Annotated in this window: 19 protein-coding genes and 1 riboswitch; of the genes, 6 read left to right on the top strand and 13 right to left on the bottom strand. The window is 73.7% G+C overall.

Features of this window, described 5'->3' with window-relative positions; all coding sequences use genetic code 11:
• Positions 1-342: 342 nt before the first annotated feature.
• Both ABZ404_RS16555 and ABZ404_RS16550 read right to left on the bottom strand, forming a co-directional pair.
• Positions 343-1,587, bottom strand: coding sequence for a HAMP domain-containing sensor histidine kinase (locus ABZ404_RS16555; protein WP_358835113.1), 1,245 nt, complete (start codon positions 1,585-1,587; stop codon positions 343-345).
• Between the two features lie 5 nt (positions 1,588-1,592).
• Complete coding sequence (locus ABZ404_RS16550; RefSeq protein WP_358835112.1) at positions 1,593-2,246, bottom strand: response regulator transcription factor; 654 nt, start codon at positions 2,244-2,246, stop codon at positions 1,593-1,595.
• Between the two features lie 399 nt (positions 2,247-2,645).
• On the opposite strand from ABZ404_RS16550, the gene ABZ404_RS16545 reads away from it, so the two are divergent.
• Positions 2,646-2,819, top strand: coding sequence for a hypothetical protein (locus ABZ404_RS16545; protein ID WP_358835111.1), 174 nt, complete (start codon positions 2,646-2,648; stop codon positions 2,817-2,819).
• Positions 2,820-2,900: 81 nt separating this feature from the next.
• On the opposite strand, the gene ABZ404_RS16540 is transcribed toward ABZ404_RS16545, so the two are convergent.
• Together ABZ404_RS16540 and ABZ404_RS16535 are read right to left on the bottom strand one after the other, a co-directional pair.
• Positions 2,901-3,725: an inositol monophosphatase family protein gene (locus tag ABZ404_RS16540; RefSeq protein WP_358835110.1), complete on the bottom strand. Its 825-nt coding sequence runs from the start codon at positions 3,723-3,725 to the stop codon at positions 2,901-2,903.
• 9 nt (positions 3,726-3,734) lie between these two features.
• Positions 3,735-4,886: a ferrochelatase gene (locus ABZ404_RS16535; RefSeq protein WP_358835109.1), complete on the bottom strand. Its 1,152-nt coding sequence runs from the start codon at positions 4,884-4,886 to the stop codon at positions 3,735-3,737.
• Positions 4,887-5,077: 191 nt separating this feature from the next.
• On the opposite strand from ABZ404_RS16535, the gene ABZ404_RS16530 reads away from it, so the two are divergent.
• Entirely contained in the window at positions 5,078-6,316 is a 1,239-nt protein-coding gene (locus ABZ404_RS16530) for an MFS transporter (RefSeq protein WP_358835108.1), read from the top strand.
• Positions 6,285-7,595, top strand: a complete 1,311-nt coding sequence (locus ABZ404_RS16525) for a D-arabinono-1,4-lactone oxidase (RefSeq protein WP_358835107.1) — start codon at positions 6,285-6,287, stop codon at positions 7,593-7,595. Before ABZ404_RS16530 ends, ABZ404_RS16525 begins: the two co-directional genes overlap by 32 nt.
• A 22-nt stretch (positions 7,596-7,617) precedes the next feature.
• Here ABZ404_RS16525 and ABZ404_RS16520 read toward each other — a convergent pair whose 3' ends face one another.
• A complete protein-coding gene (locus tag ABZ404_RS16520; protein ID WP_358990497.1) occupies positions 7,618-8,454 on the bottom strand; it encodes a hypothetical protein in 837 nt (278 codons plus the stop codon).
• A 499-nt stretch (positions 8,455-8,953) separates the two neighbouring features.
• Between ABZ404_RS16520 and sepH the strand changes: the two genes are divergently transcribed.
• A complete protein-coding gene (sepH, locus tag ABZ404_RS16515; protein ID WP_358990494.1) occupies positions 8,954-10,009 on the top strand; it encodes a septation protein SepH in 1,056 nt (351 codons plus the stop codon).
• A 109-nt stretch (positions 10,010-10,118) separates the two neighbouring features.
• On the opposite strand, the gene ABZ404_RS16510 is transcribed toward sepH, so the two are convergent.
• Positions 10,119-10,967 carry a sulfurtransferase gene (locus ABZ404_RS16510; protein ID WP_358990491.1) on the bottom strand — a complete coding sequence of 283 codons (849 nt, stop codon included), beginning with the start codon at positions 10,965-10,967 and terminating at the stop codon, positions 10,119-10,121.
• A 224-nt stretch (positions 10,968-11,191) separates the two neighbouring features.
• Between ABZ404_RS16510 and ABZ404_RS16505 the strand changes: the two genes are divergently transcribed.
• Complete coding sequence (locus ABZ404_RS16505; RefSeq protein ID WP_358837372.1) at positions 11,192-11,965, top strand: VOC family protein; 774 nt, start codon at positions 11,192-11,194, stop codon at positions 11,963-11,965.
• A 57-nt stretch (positions 11,966-12,022) separates the two neighbouring features.
• On the opposite strand, the gene ABZ404_RS16500 is transcribed toward ABZ404_RS16505, so the two are convergent.
• From ABZ404_RS16500 to ABZ404_RS16485, 4 genes are all read right to left on the bottom strand, one after another.
• Positions 12,023-12,670: a thymidine kinase gene (locus tag ABZ404_RS16500; protein WP_358837373.1), complete on the bottom strand. Its 648-nt coding sequence runs from the start codon at positions 12,668-12,670 to the stop codon at positions 12,023-12,025.
• Between the two features lie 79 nt (positions 12,671-12,749).
• Positions 12,750-13,943, bottom strand: coding sequence for a nucleotide pyrophosphatase/phosphodiesterase family protein (locus tag ABZ404_RS16495; RefSeq protein ID WP_358837374.1), 1,194 nt, complete (start codon positions 13,941-13,943; stop codon positions 12,750-12,752).
• The gene (locus tag ABZ404_RS16490; protein ID WP_358837375.1) at positions 13,943-14,530 is read right to left on the bottom strand and encodes a DUF5998 family protein; all 588 of its coding nucleotides are present in this window, start codon (positions 14,528-14,530) and stop codon (positions 13,943-13,945) included. The genes ABZ404_RS16495 and ABZ404_RS16490 overlap by 1 nt, the downstream gene beginning before the upstream one ends.
• Before the next feature lie 36 nt (positions 14,531-14,566).
• Positions 14,567-17,794, bottom strand: a complete 3,228-nt coding sequence (locus ABZ404_RS16485) for a GNAT family N-acetyltransferase (protein WP_358990488.1) — start codon at positions 17,792-17,794, stop codon at positions 14,567-14,569.
• Positions 17,795-17,966: 172 nt separating this feature from the next.
• Here ABZ404_RS16485 and ABZ404_RS16480 point away from each other — a divergent pair, with 172 nt between their 5' ends.
• Positions 17,967-18,248, top strand: a complete 282-nt coding sequence (locus ABZ404_RS16480) for an HPr family phosphocarrier protein (protein ID WP_358834300.1) — start codon at positions 17,967-17,969, stop codon at positions 18,246-18,248.
• A 336-nt stretch (positions 18,249-18,584) separates the two neighbouring features.
• Here ABZ404_RS16480 and ABZ404_RS16475 read toward each other — a convergent pair whose 3' ends face one another.
• The 3 genes from ABZ404_RS16475 to ABZ404_RS16465 form a co-directional block, all read right to left on the bottom strand.
• On the bottom strand, positions 18,585-19,262 hold the full coding sequence (locus ABZ404_RS16475) for a GntR family transcriptional regulator (protein ID WP_358834301.1): 678 nt from the start codon (positions 19,260-19,262) through the stop codon (positions 18,585-18,587).
• A 206-nt stretch (positions 19,263-19,468) separates the two neighbouring features.
• Positions 19,469-20,239: a M23 family metallopeptidase gene (locus ABZ404_RS16470; protein ID WP_358834302.1), complete on the bottom strand. Its 771-nt coding sequence runs from the start codon at positions 20,237-20,239 to the stop codon at positions 19,469-19,471.
• Positions 20,240-20,252: 13 nt separating this feature from the next.
• Positions 20,253-20,413: riboswitch (cyclic di-AMP (ydaO/yuaA leader) on the bottom strand.
• A 214-nt stretch (positions 20,414-20,627) separates the two neighbouring features.
• Complete coding sequence (locus ABZ404_RS16465) at positions 20,628-21,995, bottom strand: pitrilysin family protein (protein WP_358834306.1); 1,368 nt, start codon at positions 21,993-21,995, stop codon at positions 20,628-20,630.
• Between the last annotated feature and the right edge of the window lie 11 nt (positions 21,996-22,006).

Here is a 22,006-nt window from a genome sequence, read left to right as displayed (position 1 = left end):
GAGAGGCCGGACTTGTGCCCGACCCGAGGCGGAGATTTTGCCTCACATCAAGGTCTGTTACTCAATCGACACCCAGCCGCACTCCTCAAGAGTGATCGTCCTGGATGGCGATCCGGACCGTACACGGTCCGAATGTCGCACTTCACGGGCGTCACCCCGTGTACTTCCCGTGATCTCACCCCCCGGAAACCCGGACTTTTCCCGGTTTTACGGGGGAAGCCTTGATCACGGAGAGTAGATGGCCGGAAATTTGTCCCTGTGATTGATCACACACGGATAACTTCGGAACAGGTCCCGAAAATTCCGCTCAAAGCGAACTTCTCGACGGTGTCGAAAAGCATCTCAGGCAGGCAGGGTGACACGCATCACGAGCCCGCCTCCCTCACGGGGCTCCGCGATGATACGGCCTCCGTGGGCCCGCGCGACCGACCGGGCGATGGACAGGCCGAGTCCGACGCCCTTGTCGCTCCCGGTCCGCTCGGTCCGCAGCCGCCGGAACGGCTCGAAGAGGTTGTCGATCTCGTACGCGGGAACCACCGGCCCGGTGTTCGAGACCACCAGGACCGCCTGGCCGTCCTTGAGCTCGGTGGTGACCGAGACCCAGCCGTCGTCGGGCACGTTGTAGCGCACGGCGTTCTGCACCAGGTTCAGGGCGATCCGCTCCAGGAGCACGCCGTTGCCCTGGACCACCGCGGGCGCCCGCTCGCCGCGGATCTCCACCCCCTTGGCCTGGGCCTCGCCGCGGGCCTGGTCGAGGGCGCGGGTGGCGACCTCGGCCAGGTCGACCGGCTTGCGGTCGACGATCTCGTTCTCGCTGCGGGCGAGCAGCAGCAGACCTTCCACCAGCTGCTCGCTGCGCTCGTTGGTGGCCAGCAGCGTCTTGCCGAGCTGGTGGAGCTCCATGGGCGCACCGGGGTCGGAGAGGTGGACCTCCAGGAGCGTGCGGTTGATCGCCAGCGGGGTCCGCAGCTCGTGCGAGGCGTTGGCGACGAACCGCTGCTGGGCGGTGAAGGCCCGCTCCAGGCGGTCCAGCATGTCGTCGAAGGTGTCCGCGAGCTCCTTGAGCTCGTCGTCCGGGCCGTCCAGCTCGATCCGCCGGGTCAGGTCGGTCCCGGCGACGCGGCGGGCGGTGCGGGTGATCCGGCCCAGCGGCGACAGGACGCGGCCGGCCATCGCGTAGCCGAAGGCGAAGGCGATGACGCTGAGGCCCACCAGCGCCATCAGGGAGCGGGTCAGCAGGTCGTCCAGGGCGCGCTGGCGCTGCTGCGTCATACAGGCGCTGATGGCGTCGTTGAACTCCGTGATGTTGCCCGGTGTGGTCGGGAGCTGGCAGCTCCCGCTCGTCACCGTGACGTTCTGCCCGCCGACGATCTTGAACGGCTGGTTCCCGCCGGTGTGCAGCGCGGAGGCCGCCAGCAGATAGATGATCGACAGCAGCAGGATGCCCGCGATCATGAACATGCCGCCGTACAGCAGCGTCAGCCTTATGCGGATGGTCGGGCGCACCCAGGGGAAGGGCGGTTCGGCGCCCCGGGGGTCCCAGGTGGGCTTCGGTGGCGCCGTGGGTGGCGCCGGCGTCGTCGCCATCGCCGTCAGATCCGGTATCCCGAGCCGGGGACGGTGACGATGACGGGCGGCTCACCGAGCTTGCGGCGCAGGGTCATGACCGTCACACGCACCACGTTGGTGAACGGGTCCGTGTTCTCGTCCCAGGCCTTCTCCAGGAGCTGCTCGGCCGAGACCACCGCGCCCTCGCTGCGCATCAGCACCTCCAGGACGGCGAACTCCTTGGGGGCCAGCTGGATCTCCTTGCCCTCGCGGAAGACCTCGCGGCGGTTGGGGTCGAGCTTGATGCCCGCGCGCTCCAGGATGGGCGGCAGCGGCACGGTCGTGCGCCGGCCCAGCGCCCGCACCCGGGCGGTCAGCTCGGTGAAGGCGAACGGCTTGGGCAGGTAGTCGTCGGCGCCGATCTCCAGGCCCTCCACCCGGTCGCTGACGTCGCCGGAGGCGGTCAGCATCAGGACCCGCGTGGGCATGCCGAGCTCGACGATCCTGCGGCAGACGTCGTCCCCGTGGACCAGGGGCAGGTCCCGGTCGAGCACGACCACGTCGTAGTCGTTGACCCCGATGCGCTCCAGGGCCGCGGCGCCGTCGTACACGACGTCGACCGCCATGGCCTCCCGGCGCAGTCCGGTGGCCACCGCATCGGCGAGCAGCTGCTCGTCCTCGACGACGAGTACGCGCACGGCGCTTTTCCTTCCCTAGTGAGCCCTCGCGGGCCTGCTGATGCCCCGTGGCGCCGGTGGGCCCGCGCGGGCGTTCCTGGGCCCGTACGGGCCGTTCCCTGGGCACGGTGGCAGTGACTGTGCGCTTCCATCCTGCCCCTTACGGCCATAAACCGGCGGTAAGACGGTGCTGCGCCCCGGTGCCGCCCGACCAGCGGATTCCCGGGCCGCCCGGGAATTGCGGGGATTGCCGCGCGAGTTGAGGTTTCTCGTACACCGGGCCGGGGGAGGACGTCTGCACACCCGCGATCACGCCCTGTATGGGGTTTGCCACTGCCTGCTGCTCGTGATCGTGACCGTGTTCCACCGTCGGCACACCCCCGTGCCACCCGCCACCGACCCACGACGAGGGGGCGCACCATGGACGCATTCACCGCAGGACTCCTGCAGCGCATCAGGGCCACGGAGACGGACCTCACGCGGGCCCGCGAGACCGGCGACGACTTCCTCGCGGAGGTCGAGCAGGCCGAGCTGGACGATCTCCACCGCCTCGCCGCCGAGCACGGCGTCGAGGTCGCGGCCGCCGCGTACTGACGCGACACGGCGAGGACCCCCGGCACGTCAGGACGGTGCCGGGGGTCTCCGCCTGCCCGGATCCGGGGGCCGGGCGGCGGCTCAGTCGTGCCAGGCGCCGTACTCCTCCAGGAGGGCCTGGAGGGGACCGAAGAGCTCCGGGGTCGCCGCGATCGTCAGCTCCCCGGAGGCCGCCTCGCCCGGGCGTCCGCCGGTCACGGCGCCCGCCTCGCGCGCGATGAGGTCGCCCGCCGCCAGGTCCCAGGGGTTGAGGCCGCGCTCGTAGTACGCGTCCAGGCGTCCTGCGGCCACGTCGCACAGGTCGATCGCCGCCGAGCCACCGCGCCGGATGTCCCGGAACCGCGGGATCAGCCGCGCCACGACGGCCGCCTGGTGGGCCCGGACCGCCTGGACGTAGGCGAAGCCGGTGCCGAGCAGGGACTGCTCCGGCGGGGCCGGCGGACGGCAGCGCAGCCGCCGCTCCCCGCAGAACGCGCCGCCGCCGAGCACCGCGTGGTACGTCTCGCCGCGCATCGGGGCCTCGACGACGCCCGCGACCCGTACGCCGTCGCGCTCGGCGGCGATGGAGACCGCCCAAGTGGGAAGTCCGTACAGGTAGTTGACGGTGCCGTCCAGCGGGTCGATGACCCAGCGGACGCCGCTGGTGCCCTCGCTGGAGGCGCCCTCCTCACCGAGGAAGCCGTCGGCGGGGCGGCGCTCGGAGAGGAAGCCGGTGATCAGCTTCTCGGCGGCGATGTCCATCTCGGTGACGACGTCGATGGAGCTCGACTTGGTGGCGGCCACGCCCAGGTCGTCCGGGCGCCCGTCGCGCAGCAGCGCGCCGGCCCGGCGGGCGGCCTCCAGGGCCAGGGCGAGCAGCTCCCCGTTCTCCTCGTGCCCGGCCTGCCGGGTGTCGGACTCGGTCATGGTGGCTCCTTACGCGTACGGGCTGTCGGCGCCGGCCGCGGCGGGCCGGGGGGTGCGGGCCGGGCAGCAGCCGACCGGGCAGAGGTCGTGCGAGGGACCGAGGGCGCCCAGGGCGCAGCGCTCGACGCGCTCGCCGCGCTCGGCCGCCGCCCGCTCCAGGACGAGTTCGCGCACGGCGGCGGCGAACCGGGGGTCGGCGCCGACGGTGGCCGAGCGCACCACGGGCAGTCCGAGCTCGGCGGCCTTGGCGGTGGCCTCCGTGTCCAGGTCGTACAGGACCTCCATGTGGTCCGAGACGAAGCCGATGGGCACCATCACGGCCGCGGGCGCGCCCTTGCCGTGCAGCGCCTCCAGGTGGTCGCAGATGTCCGGCTCCAGCCAGGGGATGTGCGGGGCGCCGGAGCGCGACTGGTAGACCAGCTCCCAGGGCCGCTCGGCCCCCGTCTCCTCGCGTACCGCGTCGGCGATGAGCCGGGCCACGTCCAGGTGCTCGCGCACATAGGCGCCGCCCTCCCCGTGCCCCTCGGCCGGGCCGGAGGTGTCGGCGGAGGCGTCGGGGATGGAGTGCGTGGTGAACGCGAGGTGGGCGCCGGCGCGGACCTCCGCGGGCAGCCGCTCCAGCGCCGCGAGGACGCCGTCGACCATCGGGCGCACGAAGCCGGGGTGGTTGAAGTAGTGCCGCAGCTTGTCCACGCGCGGCGGCTCGATGCCCTCGGCGGCGAGCGCCGCCAGCGCTTCCGCCAGGTTCTCCCGGTACTGGCGGCAGCCCGAGTACGACGCGTAGGCGCTGGTGGTGAGCACGGCGATACGGCGGTGGCCCGCCAGGGCCATCTCGCGCAGGGTGTCCGTCAGGTAGGGCGCCCAGTTCCGGTTGCCCCAGTGGACCGGGAGGTCCAGGCTGTTCTGCGCGAAGTCCTCGCGCAGGGCGTCCAGCAGGGCGCGGTTCTGGTCGTTGATGGGGCTGACCCCGCCGAACAGGAAGTAGTGCTGCCCCACCTCCTTGAGCCGCTCCTTGGGGATGCCCCGGCCGCGCGTCACGTTCTCCAGGAACGGGACCACGTCGTCCGGGCCCTCGGGGCCGCCGAAGGAGAGCAGCAGCAGGGCGTCGTACGGAGCCGCTTCGCCGGCCGCTCCAGGAGCTTGATCGCGCAGATCGGACATGGCACCGATCCTGCCATCCGCCACCGACAGGCGCGGAACCGGCCGGAGCGGGGCGGCCGGGCCCGGTACGTGCGGGGCGGGCGGGAAAACCGGGTGCGCCGGGGCACCGGACCCCGTAAGTTCAACACCGTAAGCTTTAGGTATTAAGTAAACGCCTCGGCCGTACGGCTGAGCCGGCAGCCGGAGCGCCCATGCCCAGTCCCTACCGCGCGATCTTCACCGCACCCGGCACCAAGCGGTTCTCCGCGGCCGGACTGCTCGGCCGGATGCCGCTGTCCATGATGGGCATCGGCATCGTCACGATGGTCTCCCAGCTCACCGGCCGCTACGGCCTGGCCGGGGCGCTCTCGGCGACGCTCGCCATGTCGGCCGCCGTGCTCGGCCCGTACATCTCGCGCCTGGTCGACCGGCACGGCCAGCGGCGGGTGCTGCGGCCCGCGACGCTCGCCGCGGTGGCCGCCGTGGCCGGGCTGCTCGTCTGCGCCCAGCAGGGCGCGCCCGACTGGTCGCTGTTCGTCTTCGCGGCGGGCGCGGGCTGTGTGCCGAGCGTGGGTTCGATGGTCCGCGCCCGCTGGGCCGAGCTCTACCGGGGCGACGGGCAGAGCCTGCACGCGGCGTACTCGTGGGAGTCGATCGTCGACGAGCTCTGCTTCATCGTCGGGCCGATCCTCTCCATCGGGCTCTCCACCGCCTGGTTCCCGGAGGCGGGGCCGCTGATCGCGGCCGGCTTCCTGGTCGCCGGCGTCTTCTGGCTGACCGCCCAGCGCGCCACCGAGCCCGTGCCGCACCCGCGCGAGCACCACACCGGCGGCGCCGCCCTGCGCTCCCCCGGGCTCCAGGTCCTGGTCGCCACGTTCGTCGCCACCGGCGCGATCTTCGGCGCGGTCGACGTGGTCACCGTGGCCTTCGCGGACGAGCGCGGCCACAAGGCGGCGGCCAGTCTGGTGCTCGCCGTCTACGCGCTGGGCTCCTGCCTCGCGGGAGCGGTCTTCGGGCTGCTGCGCCTCAAGGGGGCCCCTGCCGCGAGGTGGCTGGTGGGCGTGTGCGCGATGGCGGTGAGTATGATCCCGCTCCAACTGGCCGGGAGCCTGCCGTTCCTGGCCGTGGCGCTCTTTGTCGCGGGCCTGTCCATCGCACCGACGATGGTGACGACCATGGCCCTCGTCGAACAGCATGTACCGCGCAGCAAGCTCACCGAGGGCATGACCTGGACGAGTACCGGGCTGGCGGTCGGTGTGGCGCTCGGGTCGTCGGCCGCCGGCTGGGTGGTGGACGCGGCGGGCGCGCGCTCGGGGTATCTGGTGCCCGTCGTGTCGGGAGCGCTCGCGGCCGCGGTGGCGTTCCTGGGGTACCGCCGGCTGCGCAGGCCGGCGCCGCAACGGGAGGGGCTCGGAGCAGATGAGCGGAGCGACCAGCAGCACGTGGCGTAACTGGGCGGGGAACGTCACGGCCCGGCCGGTGCGGGAGGCCTCCCCCGCCTCGGCGGACGAACTGGCCGAGGTGGTGCGCCGGGCCGCCGAGGACGGTCTGAAGGTGAAGGCGGTCGGCACCGGCCACTCCTTCACCACGGCCGCCGCCACCGACGGCGTGCTCATACGCCCGGACCTGCTCACCGGGATCCGGCGGATCGACCGTACGGCCATGACGGTGACCGTCGAGGCGGGCACGCCCCTGAAGCGGCTGAACGCCGTCCTCGCGCGCGAGGGCCTCTCGCTCACCAACATGGGCGACATCATGGAGCAGACGGTGGCCGGGGCCACCTCCACCGGCACCCACGGCACCGGCCGCGACTCGGCCTCGATCGCCGCGCAGATCGCCGGCCTCGAACTGATCACGGCCGACGGCTCGACGCTGACCTGCTCGGCGAAGGAGAACCCGGAGGTCTTCGCGGCGGCCCGGATCGGCCTCGGGGCGCTCGGCGTCGTCTCGGCGATCACCTTCGCCGTGGAGCCCGAGTTCCTGCTCACCGCGCGCGAGGAGCCGATGACCTTCGACAAGGTCACGTCCGAGTTCGACGCCCTGTACGCCGAGAACGAGCACTTCGAGTTCTACTGGTTCCCGCACACCGGCAACTGCAACACCAAGCGCAACAACCGCAGCGCGGGCCCCGCCGCCCCGCCCGGCCGGGTGAGCGGCTGGATCGAGGACGAGTTCATGTCGAACGGCCTCTTCCAGGTCGTCTGTTCGCTGGGCCGGGCCGTCCCCGCGACGATCCCCGCGATCGCCAAGGTTTCCAGCCGCGCCCTCTCCGCCCGTACGTACACCGACATTCCGTACAAGGTCTTCACAAGTCCCCGCCGGGTGCGGTTCGTCGAGATGGAGTACGCCCTGCCGCGCGAGGCGGTCGTGGAGGCGCTGCGCGAAGTGCGGGCGCTGGTCGACCGGTCGAGGCTGCGGGTGAGCTTCCCGGTGGAGGTGCGCACCGCCCCGGCCGACGACATCGCGCTCTCCACGGCGTCGGGGCGCGACACCGCGTACATCGCCGTGCACATGTACCGGGGCACGCCGTACCAGGCGTACTTCACCGCCGTGGAGCGGATCATGACCGCGCACGCGGGCCGTCCGCACTGGGGCAAGGTGCACAGCCGCGACGCCGAGTACTTCGCCGGGGTCTACCCCCGCTTCGGCGAGTTCACCGCCCTGCGCGACCGGCTCGACCCCGACCGGCTCTTCGGCAACGCCTATCTGCGCCGGGTGCTCGGGGACTGACGGGCCGGCGGAGACCTGCGCCCTACGGCGACGGGACGGCGTCCGTGCCCGCGCCCGTGCCGGGCGCGGCGGGGTCCGGCCCCGGGGACTTCTGGTCCGTGGGTGCGGAGGGCGACGACGGGGTGGGGGCCGGGGTGCCGCCCGACGAGGTGCCGCCGGAGGAGCCCGTACCACCGGTGGAGGCGCCGCCGGACCCGGTCGAGGGGGTCGGGGACGGGCTGGGGGACGTCGGGGCCGAGGTGCCCGGGGTGGGCGCGTCGCCGGTCCCCCCGCCGGGGTCCGGCGTGGCGGAGGTGTCCCCTTCGCCGCCGGTGCCGGGCGCGGGCGAGGCGGGACGGTCGGGGCGGGAGTCCTTGTCCGGCCCGGCCGCCCCGTCTCCGCTCCCCCGGACGACCGAGCCGACGGTGGTGCCGCCCCCGCCGCCGCCCAGCTCCGCGCCGGACGCCAGTTCGTACGCCGTGATACCGCCCATCGCGACCGCGAAGACGACGGCCGCGCCGAGCGACGAGCGCTTCCAGCCGCGCAGCCGGGTGCCGTGCACGGTGGCCGCGCCGAACTCGCCCGCGCGGGTGTCCTCGTACGCGGGGCGGGCCGGATCGCGGCGGGCCCGGGGCAGGGACTGGGCGGTGACGTCGCGCAGTTGTTCCCCGGTGCGCCGGAACAGGTGCTGGAAGACCGTGCCGCCGCAGGTGGCGACGACGCTCACCACGCCCGCGCCGACGATCGTCCCGTAGACACCGAGCCGGGAGGCGAGCACGGCCGCCGCGACGGCCGCGAGCGCGCTGCCCGCGACCTGGGGCACACTCAGATCGAGGCGCTTCTCGTCCAGTTTCGTCCCGGTATCCGGCTTCTCACCCATTAAAAGCCTCTGTTCGCCCTTCTCCGTCCGCTTGTACGTAGGAGGGACCTATGGGCGAAGCGATTAGTTCCGTTTCTGGCGATTCTGTGAAGCACGCCACGTATGAAGTGCGTATTCGTCCGGCGCGCGGCGTCCAACTCCCGCCCCCAGGGAGAACTTCGGCGGCGCGGCGGTCCACCCCCGTGGCCCGAATGGAGTACTGTGGCGAGCCCTGGGCCTGGTCTCCCTCTCGGGTTTCCGGGCACTGCGGGAGGGGGCCGAAAGCGGCACTCGAACCGGCGGCGCCGCGGCACCGCACGGACGCCTGCTGTCCAGAGCGACCACTTCGGTCACTCTGCGTCGCGAACAGGTAACCGTGCCATAACGGCGTTCCAGGGCCCATGCCCGACACGCCGGGCAACTCGGCAAGGTTGTGGCAGGCTGCACCCGGGCAGGCCACACTCGACTAGCGGAAGCAGCGACGCAGGTGACGTCGGCAGGCACCACCCGGGAGGTCCCCATGCCCGAACTGCGTGTCGTGGCCGTCTCCAACGACGGCACACGACTGGTGCTCAAGGCTGCGGACAGCACGGAATACACGCTTCCGATCGATGAGCGGCTGCGCGCCGCCGTGCGCAACGACCGCGCCCGGCTCGGGCAGATCGAGATCGAGGTCGAGAGCCACCTCCGCCCGCGCGACATCCAGGCGCGTATACGGGCGGGTGCCTCGGCCGAGGAGGTCGCCCAGCTCGCCGGGATTCCCGTGGACCGGGTCCGGCGCTTCGAGGGCCCCGTGCTCGCGGAGCGTGCCTTCATGGCCGAGCGGGCGCGCAAGACCCCCGTGCGGCGTCCGGGCGAGAACACCGGTCCCCAGCTCGGCGAGGCCGTCCAGGAGCGGCTGCTGCTGCGCGGCGCCGACAAGGACAGTGTCCAGTGGGACTCCTGGCGCCGCGACGACGGCACCTGGGAGGTCCTGCTCGTCTACCGGGTGGCCACCGAGCCGCACGCCGCCAGCTGGACCTACGACCCGCCGCGCCGGCTCGTCCAGGCCGTCGACGACGAGGCCCGGTCGCTGATCGGCGAGACCGACGACACCCCCGAGCCGAGCTTCCCGTTCGTGCCCAGGATCGCCAGGCTGCCCCGGGACAGGCCGCTCGACCGCGCCCTGGACCGGCAGTTGGAGCGGCCCCTGGAACGGCCGACCGCGCCCGTGGCGCCGGAGCCCGTGGCCGCCTCGGACGAGAGCGACTCGCTGACCAGCCTCCTGGAGGCCGTGCCGAGCTTCCGCGGCGACATGGTGGTGCCCGAGCGGCCCGCCCCGCCCGTGGAACCCCCGGCGGGCGAGCCGGAGGCGGAGCCCGAGGTCGAGGAGCCGCCCGCACCGGCGGCGTCGGCGGGCGCCGGCGCGGCGTACGCGGACGTCCTGATGCCCCGTTCGGTCACCGGCCACCGCGACCGCCTCACCGGCACCACCGACCGCCAGGCCGAGGCGGACGGCGTCCGGCCCGGGCGGCGGGCCGCGGTACCGAGCTGGGACGAGATCGTCTTCGGGACCCGGCGCAAGAAGCAGGAGTAGGAGCAGGGCGGCCCGTACGTCCGCCGCGTGCGTCCGCGTAGGGCCGCGTCACGGTGCGGGCGACCGCGAAAACCGAGGGGCCCGCGTCCGGCGCGGGCCCCTCGGCGCGTTACTGCGGGTCGGGGCCGGTCGCCACCGGGCGCGACTCGTCCGAGGACCACTGCGACCAGGATCCCGCGTAGAGCGCGGCCGGAATGCCCGCGACCGCCAGGGCCAGCACCTCATGGGCGCCGGAGACCCCCGAACCGCAGTACACCCCGACCTCGTTGCCCGACGCCCCCAGGGACGTGAAGCGGTCGGCGAGATCCTCGGCGGGCAGGAAGCGCCCGTCAGGGCCCACGTTCTCGGTGGTCGGGGCGGAGACCGCGCCCGGGATGTGGCCGCCCACCCGGTCGATGGGCTCGACCTCGCCCCGGTACCGCTCCCCCGCCCGGGCGTCCAGCAGCAGCCCGGACCGCGCGAGCGCCGCCGCCCCGTCCGCGTCGAGCAGGCCGACCGCGCCGGGCTCGGGGACGAAGTCGCCCTCGGCCGGCGCCGGGACCTCGTTCGACAGGGCGCCGGTCCAGGCGGCGAGGCCGCCGTCGAGGACCCGGACGTCCTGGTGACCCGTCCAGCGCAGCAGCCACCAGGCGCGGGCCGCGGCCCAGCCCTGGCCGCCGTCGTAGACGACGACGGGCCTGCCGGCCGACACGCCCGCGCGGCGCATCACGGCGCCGAACTCCGCGACGTCGGGCAGCGGGTGGCGTCCCCCGTCGCCGGGCGGTCCCGCCAGCTCCGCGTCGAGGTCGACGAAGACCGCGCCGGGCAGATGCCCGGCCTCGTACGCGGCCCGGCCGTCGAAGGGGGCGGCGCCGCCCGCCTTCGCCACACTGAGCTGCCAGCGGATGTCCAGGAGGACCGGGGGACGCTCCCCGGCCAGCTCGTCCGCCAGTTCGGATGCGCTGATGATGGCGTTCATGAGGCCATCCTTCCGCAGCGCGCGGCACCGCGTAACGGCCCCGAAACGGATGAGAAATGCCAAAGCGGGCATCCTCCTTCGGGAACGCGCCAAAAGCGGCGCGGCCGGGGCGCGCTTGGCCGTCGGTGGTGCAAGCATCTGCGGGAAGGCGGGCGTCGGCGTGGCCCGGCCGCCCGTCTCTTCAGGGCGCGATCCCCCAGCGATGGTCCGAGGAGAGAGTCACGATGTCCCAGGCAGAGACCCGGCGCACGCCCGGCACACCCTGCTGGGTGAGCCTCATGGTGCATGCCCTGGCTCCCACCCAGGAGTTCTACGCGGCGCTGTTCGGCTGGGAGTTCCGGCCGGGGCCCGCCTCGCTCGGCCCCTATGTGCGGGCCCTGCTCGACGGCGCGGAGGTGGCGGGCATCGGGCAGCTCCCGCCCGACCAGCACCTGCCGATCGCCTGGACCACGTATCTGGCCACCGACGACGCCGACGCCACGGCCGAGACGATCCGGCACTGCGGCGGCACGGTCGGCGTCGGTCCGCTGGAGGCGGGCGACGCGGGACGGCTGGTGATCGCCTCGGACCCGGAGGGCGCCGTCTTCGGCGCCTGGCAGGCGCAGGCACACGTGGGCACGGCGGTGGCCGGCGCCCCGGGCACCCCCGTCTGGAACGAACTGGTCACCCGTGAGACCGCCGCGGTCGGCAAGTTCTACGAGTCGGTGTTCGGCTACGAGAGGGAGACGGTGGAGTCGGCCGACCTCGACCGGGTGACGCTGCGCATCGAGGGCCGCCCCGTCTGCTCCCTGCACGGCGTGGGCCAGGCGCTGCCGCGCGACAAGGGCGCGCACTGGATGACGTACTTCGAGGTCGCGGACACCGACGAGGCGGCCCAGCGGGTCACGGAGCTGGGGGGCCACGTCCTCCAGCCGCCCCGCGACGCGGCCGGCGGCCGGGTGGCGACGGTGACGGACCCGGAGGGAGCGGTGTTCACGCTGGTGCGGTCGACGGCCTGATCCCCGCCCGCGCGAGGCGCCCACCGGCCCGCGGACGGAGCACGGCGGCCGCGGCGCCTACGCGTCGATGGGCAGGACGTCCGGCGACAGGGCGGCCGCCCGCGCCGCGGCGGCCGTCATCCGGCGCCGGTGGTGGCGCCGGCACAGCACCTCGTACCCGATCTCGTCCTCGGAGTGGTTCACGTCGCCGACGACGACCTGCGCGCCCTCGACCACCATCTCCCCGCCCCGCGTACGCGCGTTGTGCGTGGCGCGCGCCCCGCACCAGCAGAGCGCCTCGACCTGGAGGACCTCGACGCGGTCCGCCAGCTCGACCAGCCGCTGTGAGCCGGGGAAGAGCTTGGAGCGGAAGTCGGTGGTGATGCCGAAGGCGAAGACGTCCAGGTCGAGGTCGTCGACGACCCGGGCGAGCTGGTCGATCTGGTCGGGCGCGAGGAACTGCGCCTCGTCGGCGATCACGTAGTCGCAGCGGCCGCCCTTGGAGAGGTGGGCGACCAGGTACGCGTAGAAGTCGAAGCCCTCGGCCGCCTCGACCGCGTCCGTCACCAGCCCGAGCCGGGAGGACAGCTTGCCCTCGCCCGCGCGGTCGTCCCGGGTGAAGATCATGCCCTGGAGGCCGCGCGTGGAGCGGTTGTGCTCGATCTGCAGAGCGAGGGTGCTCTTTCCGCAGTCCATCGTTCCGGAGAAGAACACCAACTCGGGCATGGGAGGGTGACGGCCTTTCGGATCTGCGCACGCGTCCGCGTACAGGAGACGGAGGAGAGGGAGAGGTGCGGGAGGGAGACTACGAGCGTACTTCGAGGAGCGGCACGAGCTGCTCGACGGGGGTCATCGAGCCGTGCATGCCGACCATCGCGGACTCGTGCGGCTCGTTCCGCGAGGCGATGATCACCACATCGGCGTGGGCGGCCGCGACGACATCGCCGATCCGCCCGTACACCCGCTCGTCGCAGGCGCCCGGCTGCCCGAACCAGCCCGCCGCGATGGCCTCGTCGCGGCTCGCCACCCAGAACTGCTCGCCCAGTACCTCGCGCCAGACGGTGAGCACGTCGGACTCGGCGCCGGGGACGGCGTACACATGGCGGGCCCGGCCCTCGCCGCCGAGCAGGGCCACTCCCGCGCGCAGCTCCCAGTCCTCGTCGAAGTCGATGCGCGACTCCTCGTCGAAGGGGATGTCGATCATGCCGTGGTCGGCGGTGACATAGAGCGCGGAGCGCGGCGGCAGCTGCTCGGCGAGCCGCTGGACCAGCCGGTCGACGTACATCAGCTGGCCCCGCCAGGCGTCCGAGTCCACGCCGAAGCGGTGGCCCTTGCCGTCGACCTCGCTGTAGTACGTGTAGACGAGCGAGCGGTCCCCGGCGGCCAGTTGGGCGGCGGCCAGGTCCATGCGGTCCTCGCCGGTCAGCCTGCCGTGAAACGTTCCGCCACTGAGCGCGACCTTGGTGAGCGGGGTGTGCTCGAAGGTCGGCGAGGACACCTGGGCGGTGTGCACGCCCGCCGCGTCGGCCAGCTGGAAGACCGTGGGGTAGGGCTGCCAGGCGTGCGGGTCGGTCCAGGGCTTCCAGCGGAGCTGGTTCATCAGCTCGCCGGTCCGCGGGTCGCGCGCGGTGTAGCCGGGCAGGCCGTGCGCGGAGGGCGGCAGGCCGGTGCCGACGGAGGCGAGGGAGGTGGCGGTGGTGGCCGGGAACCCGGCCGTGATCGGCCGGCCGGTGCCGCCGCGCGAGCCCGCGAGCAGCCCGTGCAGATAGGGCGCCTCGTCCGGGTGGGCCTTGATCTGCTCCCAGCCGAGCCCGTCGATCAGGAACACGCAGTTCCGGTCGGCCGGGGTCAGCTCCGCGATGGCGGCGGTCGTCCCGGGCACGCCCATGCCCGCCGCGAGGGTGGGCAGCAGGTCGGCGAGCGAGCCGCTGCCGTACTCGGGCAGGGGGGCGGTGTCGAGGGCGAGGGGCTCGGGGTCCTGCCAGGTGGGCTGGACCATCAGCGGGAGGTCGCCGCGGTGGCCTCGGAGAGCGCCTGGGCGAAGCCGAGGGTCTGGCGCACGGTGTCCGGCCCGTCCCCGGCCTCGCTGACGCGCAGGCTCAGGTCGTCGGCGGTGGAGCTGCCGGTGTAGCCGTGGTCGGCGTCGCAGTTCGGGTCGCCGCAGGCGGCGGGCTCCAGGTCGATCCGGGAGACCGCGCCCCAGCCGATGGTCAGGACGACCTCGCGGGGCAGGGTGCCGGGGGTGTACGACTCGGGGTTGGCCACCACGCGGCTCACGACCACGGACGAGATCCGGTCGAGCTTCACGGACTCGGTGGAGGTCGTGGCGTACGGCGTCGGGGAGCTGGTGTCCGCGTTCTGCTCGTCGGTGTGGCTGACGATGAAACGGTTGTCCGTCAGGACCAGGACCGTCACATGGCGGCGGACCTCGTTGGCGTCGAAGGTGGTCTCCTGGTGGACCAGGTACGACGCGATGGGCTCACCACCGACGGCGGCCTCCACCGCCTCGGCCACAAGGGCCGGGTAGTAGCCGCTGCGCTCGATCGCCGCGCGCAGCCCCTGGGTCATCGTGCCGGTCTTCGCCATGGACTCCATCCTACGGGGCCCCGGGGCCCGATCGTTTCAGTAGCTGGGCAGCCGGCGCGGGCCGAGGTCGGAGCGGGGCGGCGGCGGTGCGAGGCGCAGGCTCGCGCCGAGTACGGACAGGCCGTGCTGGGCGACGACGACCGGTTCCAGGGAGACGGCGACGACCTCGGGGTGGTCGTCGACCAGCCGCGAGACCCGCAGCAGCAGCTCTTCGAGGGCCGCCGTGTCCACCGGGGCGGAGCCGCGCCAGCCGAAGAGGAGGGGGGCGGTCCGGATCGACCGGACCAGCTCGGCGGCGTCCCGGTCGGTGGCGGGGACCAGGCGGTGGCCGGTGTCGCCGAGCAGCTCGGAGGCGGCTCCGGCGAGACCGAAGGAGAGGACGGCGCCGACGGCCGGGTCGATCGCGGCGCGCACCACGGTGTCCACGCCGCGCGGGGCCATCGCCTGGACGACCGGCTGGAGCTCCTCGGGCTTACCGAGGGCCTGCGTCAACTCCGTGTACGCGCGGCGCAGTTGCTCCTCGTCGGCGAGTTCGAGGCGGACGCCGCCGAGGTCGGGGCGGTGGCGCAGGTGCGGGGCGGTGGTCTTCAGGGCGACGGGGTAGCCGAGGCGGGCGGCGGCCGCGACGGCCGCGTCGGGGTGGGGGGCGGGCAGGGCAGGGCGTACGGGGATGCCGTACCGGGCGAGGAGGGCGGCGGCGTCCTCGGCGGGCAGGGTGGTGCCGCGGGGGTCGGCGTCCCCCAGCAGCCGCTCGATGTCGGCCGCCGCGCCCGTCTCGTCGATGTCGTCGTACTGCGGGACGCGGCCCTGCTCGGCGGCCTGGCGTCGCCACTGGCCGTAGCGGACGGCTTCGGCGAGGGCGCGGACCGCGCGTTCCGCGGCGGGGTAGGCGGGGATGCGGTGGGGGGTGGTGGGGGGTGTGGGTTCTGGTGCGAGTGCGGATGCGGGTGCGTCGTGGCCGGCGGGTTGTCCCCCACCCCGCCCCTTCCCGAAACCCTCCGGGGGTGGGGGTGGGCTGAGGAGGGAGGGTTTCCCCGGGGGCTGCGCCCCCGGACCCCCCGCGGGGCTCCGCCCCTGCACCCCTTCGGGGCCCCGCCCCGGGAGGGCGGTGGGGACGTGCCGCTGTGCCCCGTCGGCGCTGTGCCTTGGGGCGCCGGTGGGGGTGTGGCCTTGCAGCTCGTCGGGGCTGCGTCCCGGGCCGTTCGCGGGGCTCCGCCCCTGCACCCCTTCGGGGCTCCGCCCCGGGAGGGCGGTGGGGGCGTGCCCCTGTGCCCCGTCGGCGCTGGGCCTTGGGGCGCCAGTAGGGGTGTGCCCCGGCGCCTCGTCGGCGCTGGGCCCCGGGGCGCCGGTGCGGGTGTGGCCTTGTACCCCGTCGCCGGTGGAGGCGGGTCGGGTGCGGGGGGCTGTGCTCGCTGCGGCTGCCAGGGCTTCCGCCAGGCCGCCCAGTTCCACGTGCACCACCGCCACCGGCTTCCCGGGGGCCGTCGTCGTGGCCTGGTGCAGGGCCGTGGCCAGGGCCTCGTCGGGGTAGCCGGGCTCGCCCACCCAGGGGATCGCCGTGACCACCACCGCGTCGCAGAACTCGTCCGCCAGGGCCCGGGCCAGGGCGTCGCGGAAGTCCTCGGGGGTGGCCGCCGTCGTCAGGTCGACCGGCGGGTGCGGGCGCAGGCCCTCCGTGAGGCAGGCGTCGTACGTGAGCAGGCCGAGGGACTCCGAGTTGCCGAGGATGGCGACGCGCGGCCCGGCCGGGAGCGGCTGGCCCGCGAGCAGGACGCCCGCGTCGACCAGCTCGGTCACCGTGTCCACCCGGATCACGCCCGCCTGGCGCAGCAGCGCCGAGACCGCCGCGTCCGGGACCCGGGTCACCGGGACGGCGTGGCCCGGCGGGGTCGAGCCGCTGTGGCGGGCGCCCTTCACCGCGACCACCGGCTTCACCGCCGCCGTCCGCCGCGCGAGCCGGGTGAACTTCCGCGGGTTGCCGATGGACTCCAGGTACAGCAGGACCACGTCCGTGTCCGCGTCCTCGTACCAGTACTGGAGGATGTCGTTGCCCGAGACGTCCGCCCGGTTGCCCGACGAGATGAACGCCGACAAGCCCGCGCCCCGCCGGTGCAGTCCCGACAGGAGCGCGATGCCGATCGCGCCCGACTGGGTGAACAGGCCGATCCGGCCCCGCCGCGGCGGCTCGGGCGCGAGCGAGGCGTTCAGGCGCGTCCCGGGCGCGGTGTTGATGACGCCGAACGCGTTGGGCCCGATCAGCCGCATCCCGTACGACCGCACCTGCCGCAGCAGTTCGCGCTGGCGCTCGCGTCCGGCCGCGCCGCTCTCGGCGTACCCGGCGGACAGGACGACCAGCCCCTGCACCCCGTGCTCCCCGCACTCCGCGACCGCCTCCTGCACCCGTCCGGCCGGGACCGCGACGACCGCGAGGTCGACCGGCTCCCCGATCTCGCCGAGCGAGCGGACCGCCCGGACGCCCTCGATCTCGGAACCGCCTTCCGGCAGGGCCCGGTTGACCGCGTACACACGTCCGGTGAAGCCCGCGCCCAGGAGGTTGCGCAGCACCGTGCGGCCCACGCCGCCCGGCGCGCGGCCGGCGCCGATCACGGCCACCGAGCCGGGGGCGAGCAGCCGCTGCACCGAGCGGGCCTCGGCGCGCTGCTCACGCGCACGCTGCACGGCCAGCGACTCGGCGGTCGGCTCCAGATCCAGCGTGAGATGGACCGAGCCGTCCTCGAAGGAACGCTTCTGCTGGTAGCCGGCGTCCGTGAACACCTTGATCATCTTGTTGTTGGCGGGCAGCACCTCCGCCGCGAACCGCCTGATCCCCCGCTCGCGCGCGACCTCCGCGATGTGTTCGAGGAGCGCGGAGGCGACCCCGCGCCCCTGGTGGGCGTCCTGGACCAGGAACGCCACCTCGGCCTCGTCGGCGGGCGCCGAGGCGGGCCGGCCCTGGGCGTCGATCCGGTCGTAGCGGACGGTCGCGATGAACTCGCCGCCGACCGTCGCCGCGAGTCCCACCCGGTCCACGTAGTCGTGATGGGTGAAGCGGTGCACGTCCTTGGCGGAGAGCCGGGGGTAGGGCGCGAAGAAGCGGTAGTACTTGGACTCGTCCGAGACCTGCTCGTAGAACGAGACGAGCCGCTCCGCGTCCTCGGTGGTGATGGGCCTGATCCGGGCGGTCCCCCCGTCGCGCAGCACGACGTCGGCCTCCCAGTGGGCCGGGTACGCGGGGTCCTGCGTCTTCTCCTGCGGAGCCTGCATACCGGCAGCCTACGGGTCGCGGGGCCGGTTGGGTCGGGTCAAGGTAGGGGGCAAGGTGGAGACGGCGCCGGGCCGAGGGACCGCCGGATCCGGGACCGACGTCGGCACGAGCACCGCGCATGACATGAGAGACTGGTCTAGACAACCGTGAGAGATCTCGAAGGGCATCACCATGGCTGAGCGCCGCGTCAATGTCGGCTGGGCCGAGGGCCTGCACGCCCGCCCCGCTTCCCTTTTCGTCCGCGCCGCCACGGCCTCCGGCGTCCCCGTGACGATCGCCAAGGCCGACGGCAACCCGGTCAACGCCGCCTCCATGCTCGCGGTGCTCGGCCTGGGCGCGCAGGGCGGCGAGGAGATCGTGCTGGCTTCCGAGGCGGAGGGCGCCGAGGCGGCCCTGGACCGTCTGGCGAAGCTGGTCGAGGAAGGTCTTGAGGAGCTCCCCGAGACCGTCTGACCCGGCTGACCTGTCCGACCGGTCCGGCTGACGCGGCCCACCGGCCGAGCCGACCCGGCTGACCCGGCCCGGCGGACGCGACCCCGCCGACAGCGCCCGGCCGGCCGGGACCCGGAGCCGCGCCGCCGTCCCGGCGCACCGCGTGTCACCGCACTTCACGATCGGAGCCGCGGACCCGAATTCCGGGTCGCGGCTCCTTTCCTTTTCCCCGCGGGTGCGCCTCCGGCTTATGCGCCCGGTAACGCGGACCGGCCGGCCCCGCCCCCGCATTCCGTGCCGCTTTCGGGCAGCACGAATCCGCCCCGCCGAATCACCCCTTTGTATACGGCGACCTTGTTAAGCACGGACGCTCGCGGTGTTTACGGCATGTTGCGGGATCCTCACGTCCGCCGGGCGCCGCAGCCGATAGGCGGAAAACGCGCGTTCGGCGTGGCGGGCGGTCAGCGCCCGGGCCCGCTCGGCGTCCCCGCGGGCCAGCGCGTCCACGATCGCCCCGTGCTCCGCCCAGCACTCGGCGGGCAGGGCGGGCTGCCCCGCCTCGTACATCCACGTGATCTTGTGCCGCAGCTGGGTGAGCAGCGCGATGAGGCCGGGGCTCCCCGAGGCCTGGGCGAGCGTCTCGTGGAACCAGACGCCCAGCGAGCGCAGATCCTCGCCCTGGCCCCGCCTAACGCGGTCCTGGCCGAGCCTGACCAGGCCGCGCAGCACCTTCAGATGGGCCTCGGTGCGCCGGGCGGCGGCGCGCGAGGCGGCCAGCGGCTCCAGCAGGGCGCGCAGTTCGAGCAGATCGGCCGCCTCCTGCTCGGTCGGCTCCGCGACACAGGCCCCGGCGTGCCGGCGCGTGGTGACGAACCCCTCGGACTCCAGCGTGCGCAGCGCCTCGCGGACCGGGACGCGGGAGACTCCGTACCGCCGTGCGAGCACTTCCTCGGTGAGCCGGCTGCCGCGTGCGAAGAGCCCCGCGACGATGTCGTCGCGGATTGCCGTGCATACCGATTGCGCGGGAATGCGCATGACCGAACCTCCGCCTTAATCCCCGCGAAACGCGGTCGATCGACGCCTGTTCGGCGACTCTATTCCAGCGTCTGTTAATTCCCGGTGACGTGCCGTGGGCCATGCATATCTTTTGGCCACGGGCGGGTGCGCGCGCCGGACGGCATGCCGAAGCCCCCGGCGCGATACGCCGGGGGCTTGCGGTTTCGGATGCGGGGGCGTCCGGGTCAGACGTTGACGCCGTGCGAGCGCAGATACGCGATCGGGTCGATGTCCGAGCCGTACGACTCGCCGGTGCGGGCCTCGAAGTGGAGGTGCGGGCCGGTGGTGTTGCCGGTGTTGCCGGAGAGGGCGATCTGCTGGCCCGGCTCGACGCGCTGGCCGACGTACACCCCGATGGACGAGAGGTGGCCGTACTGCGTGTACGTGCCGTCGTTCATCCGGATCACGATGTTGTTGCCGTAGGCGCCGCCCCAGCCCGCCTCGACGACGGTGCCCAGGCCGACCGCGTGCACCGGGGTGCCCTCGCCCGCGTGGAAGTCGATGCCGGTGTGGCTGCCGGAGGACCAGATCGAGCCGCCGGTCTTGTAGCCGGTGGAGACGTAACCGCCGTCGATCGGGGCGACGAAGGAGTTGAGGCGCTTGCGCTCGGCCTCGCGGGCGGCGCGCTCCCTGGCCTCGCGCTCCTCCTTGGCCTTCGCCTCGGCCTTGCGCTTCGCCTCGGCGGCGGCGCGGGCCTTGTCGGCGGCGTGCTGCTGGGCGGCGGCCTGGGCGTCGATCCGCTCGGCGAGGGAGTCACCGATCACGATGGCCTGGGTGATGCCGGTGTCCTCGACCGAGGCGGCGGCGGGCGCCGAGCTGTCGGCGGCCATGGCCGGGGAGGCGAGGGTGCCCACGACTCCGGCGGTGGCGAGGGTGGCGATGCCCGCTATGTTCGCGCTCTTGCGCGACACGGCGCTGGGCCGACGGTGCTTCCCGGTGGCACGGGTGAACGCCATGGAGAGGCGGGTTCCTTTCCTTCCATCTCGCCTACCGGGTTAGCTGACGGGTTCGGAGCTGGAAGGTCTCCTACGGGCCCCTCCGCGGGCGGAGGCGTCCGATTCACCCCAGGGACTGAGTGGGTCCCCGGCTCCCCTGGCTCGCGCCAGTTGGGGACTCGGCGATGGCTGTCCGGTGCCGCGGCTGCGACGGGTGGTGACGGACAGCCGGACTGACGCTAGACGGCTGATCTTTCAATCACCAAACAGACGCGTCATTTTGTAGCGCACGCCACATGACAGACAGGCAACCTCCCCAACAAAACGGACATACAGGGGGACCCCGGCGGCCTCTCGGCCACCGGGGTCCTCACCCGTCCCGTCCGCCCGTCTTCGGCGGACGGCCCAATCAGCCCGCCACTACGGTGACTTCGCCGATTCCCAGGGCCTTGACGGGCTCCGCGATCTGTGCCGCGTCCCCGACGAGGACCGTCACCAGGCGGTCCACCGGGAAGGCGCTGACGACCGCCGCCGTGGCCTCCACGGTGCCGGTGTCGGCCAGGCGCGCGTACAACTGCGCCTGGTAGTCGTCCGGGAGGTGCTGCTCGACCTGGTCGGCCAGCGTCCCGGCGACGGCGGCGGCCGTCTCGTACTTCAGCGGGGCCACGCCCACCAGGTTCTGCACGGCCGTCTCGCGCTCGGCGTCGTCGAGCCCCTCGGCGGCGAGCTTGCGCAGCACCGTCCACAGGTCGTCCAGGGCCGGGCCCGTGTTGGGCGTGTCCACCGAGCCGCTGATGGCGAGCATGGCGGCGCCGGTGCCCTCCGGGCCCGAGCGCAGCACCTGGCCGTACGAGCGCACTCCGTAGGTGTAGCCCTTCTCCTCGCGCAGGACACGGTCCAGGCGGGAGGTGAGCGTGCCGCCCAGGCAGTACGTCCCGAGGACCTGGGCCGGCCAGACGCGGTCGTGGCGGTCCGGGCCGATCCGGCCGATCAGGAGCTGCGTCTGGACGGCGCCGGGCCGGTCGACGATGACCACGCGACCGGTGTCGTCGGCGGTGACCGGGGGCATCGGGCGCTCCTCGGCCGGATGGCCGGTCCAGGCGCCCAGGGTGTCCGCCAGGACCGCGTCCAGGTCGGTGGCGCCCAGGTCGCCCACGACCACGGCGGTGGCCGCGGCGGGCCGTACGTACGCCTCGTAGAAGGCCCGTACCGCCGCCGCGTCGATCCGCGCCACGGTCTCCTCGGTGCCCTGGCGCGGGCGCGACATGCGCGCACTGGCCGGGAAGAGCTCGCGGGAGAGCTGCTGGGCGGCGCGGCGCGCCGGGTTGGCCAGCTCGTGCGGGATCTCGTCGAGGCGGTTGCGCACCAGGCGGTCGACCTCGGCGTCGGCGAAGGCGGGGGCCCGCAGCGCCTCGGCGAGCAGCCCGAGCGCCTTGGGGAGCCGGGAGACCGGCACCTCCAGGGAGACCCGCACGCCCGGGTGGTCCGCGTGCGCGTCCAGGGTGGCGCCGCAGCGCTCCAGGTCGGCGGCGAACTCCTCGGCGGAGCGCTTGTCGGTGCCCTCGGAGAACGCGCGCGCCATGATCGTGGCGACGCCGTCCAGGCCCGCCGGCTCGGCGTCCAGCGGGGCGGCGAGGAAGATCTCGACGGCCACGACCTGCTGGCCGGGGCGGTCGCAGCGCAGCACGGTCAGCCCGTTGGGCAGGGTGGAGCGGCCGGGGGCGGGGAAGGCCCAGGGGCGCGCGGTGCCGGCGGCGGGCCGGGGGTGGAACTGCATGGTCACGCCGG

Source organism: Streptomyces sp. NPDC005878 (genome assembly GCF_040629815.1).
Lineage (GTDB): Bacteria > Actinomycetota > Actinomycetes > Streptomycetales > Streptomycetaceae > Streptomyces.
The sequence above is the reverse complement of the archived record's forward strand: the minus strand, read 5'-3'. Positions and strand labels throughout refer to the sequence as shown.

Coding starts and splice junctions, on each gene's coding strand:
- ABZ404_RS16490 (WP_358837375.1), bottom strand. CDS start 14,530: ATGGCGAAGACCGGCACGATGACCCAGGGGCTGCGCGCGGCGATCGAG.
- sepH (WP_358990494.1), top strand. CDS start 8,954: ATGCCCGAACTGCGTGTCGTGGCCGTCTCCAACGACGGCACACGACTG.
- ABZ404_RS16485 (WP_358990488.1), bottom strand. CDS start 17,794: ATGCAGGCTCCGCAGGAGAAGACGCAGGACCCCGCGTACCCGGCCCAC.
- ABZ404_RS16480 (WP_358834300.1), top strand. CDS start 17,967: ATGGCTGAGCGCCGCGTCAATGTCGGCTGGGCCGAGGGCCTGCACGCC.
- ABZ404_RS16465 (WP_358834306.1), bottom strand. CDS start 21,995: ATGCAGTTCCACCCCCGGCCCGCCGCCGGCACCGCGCGCCCCTGGGCC.
- ABZ404_RS16555 (WP_358835113.1), bottom strand. CDS start 1,587: ATGGCGACGACGCCGGCGCCACCCACGGCGCCACCGAAGCCCACCTGG.
- ABZ404_RS16545 (WP_358835111.1), top strand. CDS start 2,646: ATGGACGCATTCACCGCAGGACTCCTGCAGCGCATCAGGGCCACGGAG.
- ABZ404_RS16500 (WP_358837373.1), bottom strand. CDS start 12,670: ATGCCCGAGTTGGTGTTCTTCTCCGGAACGATGGACTGCGGAAAGAGC.
- ABZ404_RS16510 (WP_358990491.1), bottom strand. CDS start 10,967: ATGAACGCCATCATCAGCGCATCCGAACTGGCGGACGAGCTGGCCGGG.
- ABZ404_RS16475 (WP_358834301.1), bottom strand. CDS start 19,262: ATGCGCATTCCCGCGCAATCGGTATGCACGGCAATCCGCGACGACATC.
- ABZ404_RS16505 (WP_358837372.1), top strand. CDS start 11,192: ATGTCCCAGGCAGAGACCCGGCGCACGCCCGGCACACCCTGCTGGGTG.
- ABZ404_RS16520 (WP_358990497.1), bottom strand. CDS start 8,454: ATGGGTGAGAAGCCGGATACCGGGACGAAACTGGACGAGAAGCGCCTC.
- ABZ404_RS16525 (WP_358835107.1), top strand. CDS start 6,285: ATGAGCGGAGCGACCAGCAGCACGTGGCGTAACTGGGCGGGGAACGTC.
- ABZ404_RS16470 (WP_358834302.1), bottom strand. CDS start 20,239: ATGGCGTTCACCCGTGCCACCGGGAAGCACCGTCGGCCCAGCGCCGTG.
- ABZ404_RS16540 (WP_358835110.1), bottom strand. CDS start 3,725: ATGACCGAGTCCGACACCCGGCAGGCCGGGCACGAGGAGAACGGGGAG.
- ABZ404_RS16495 (WP_358837374.1), bottom strand. CDS start 13,943: ATGGTCCAGCCCACCTGGCAGGACCCCGAGCCCCTCGCCCTCGACACC.
- ABZ404_RS16530 (WP_358835108.1), top strand. CDS start 5,078: ATGCCCAGTCCCTACCGCGCGATCTTCACCGCACCCGGCACCAAGCGG.
- ABZ404_RS16535 (WP_358835109.1), bottom strand. CDS start 4,886: ATGTCCGATCTGCGCGATCAAGCTCCTGGAGCGGCCGGCGAAGCGGCT.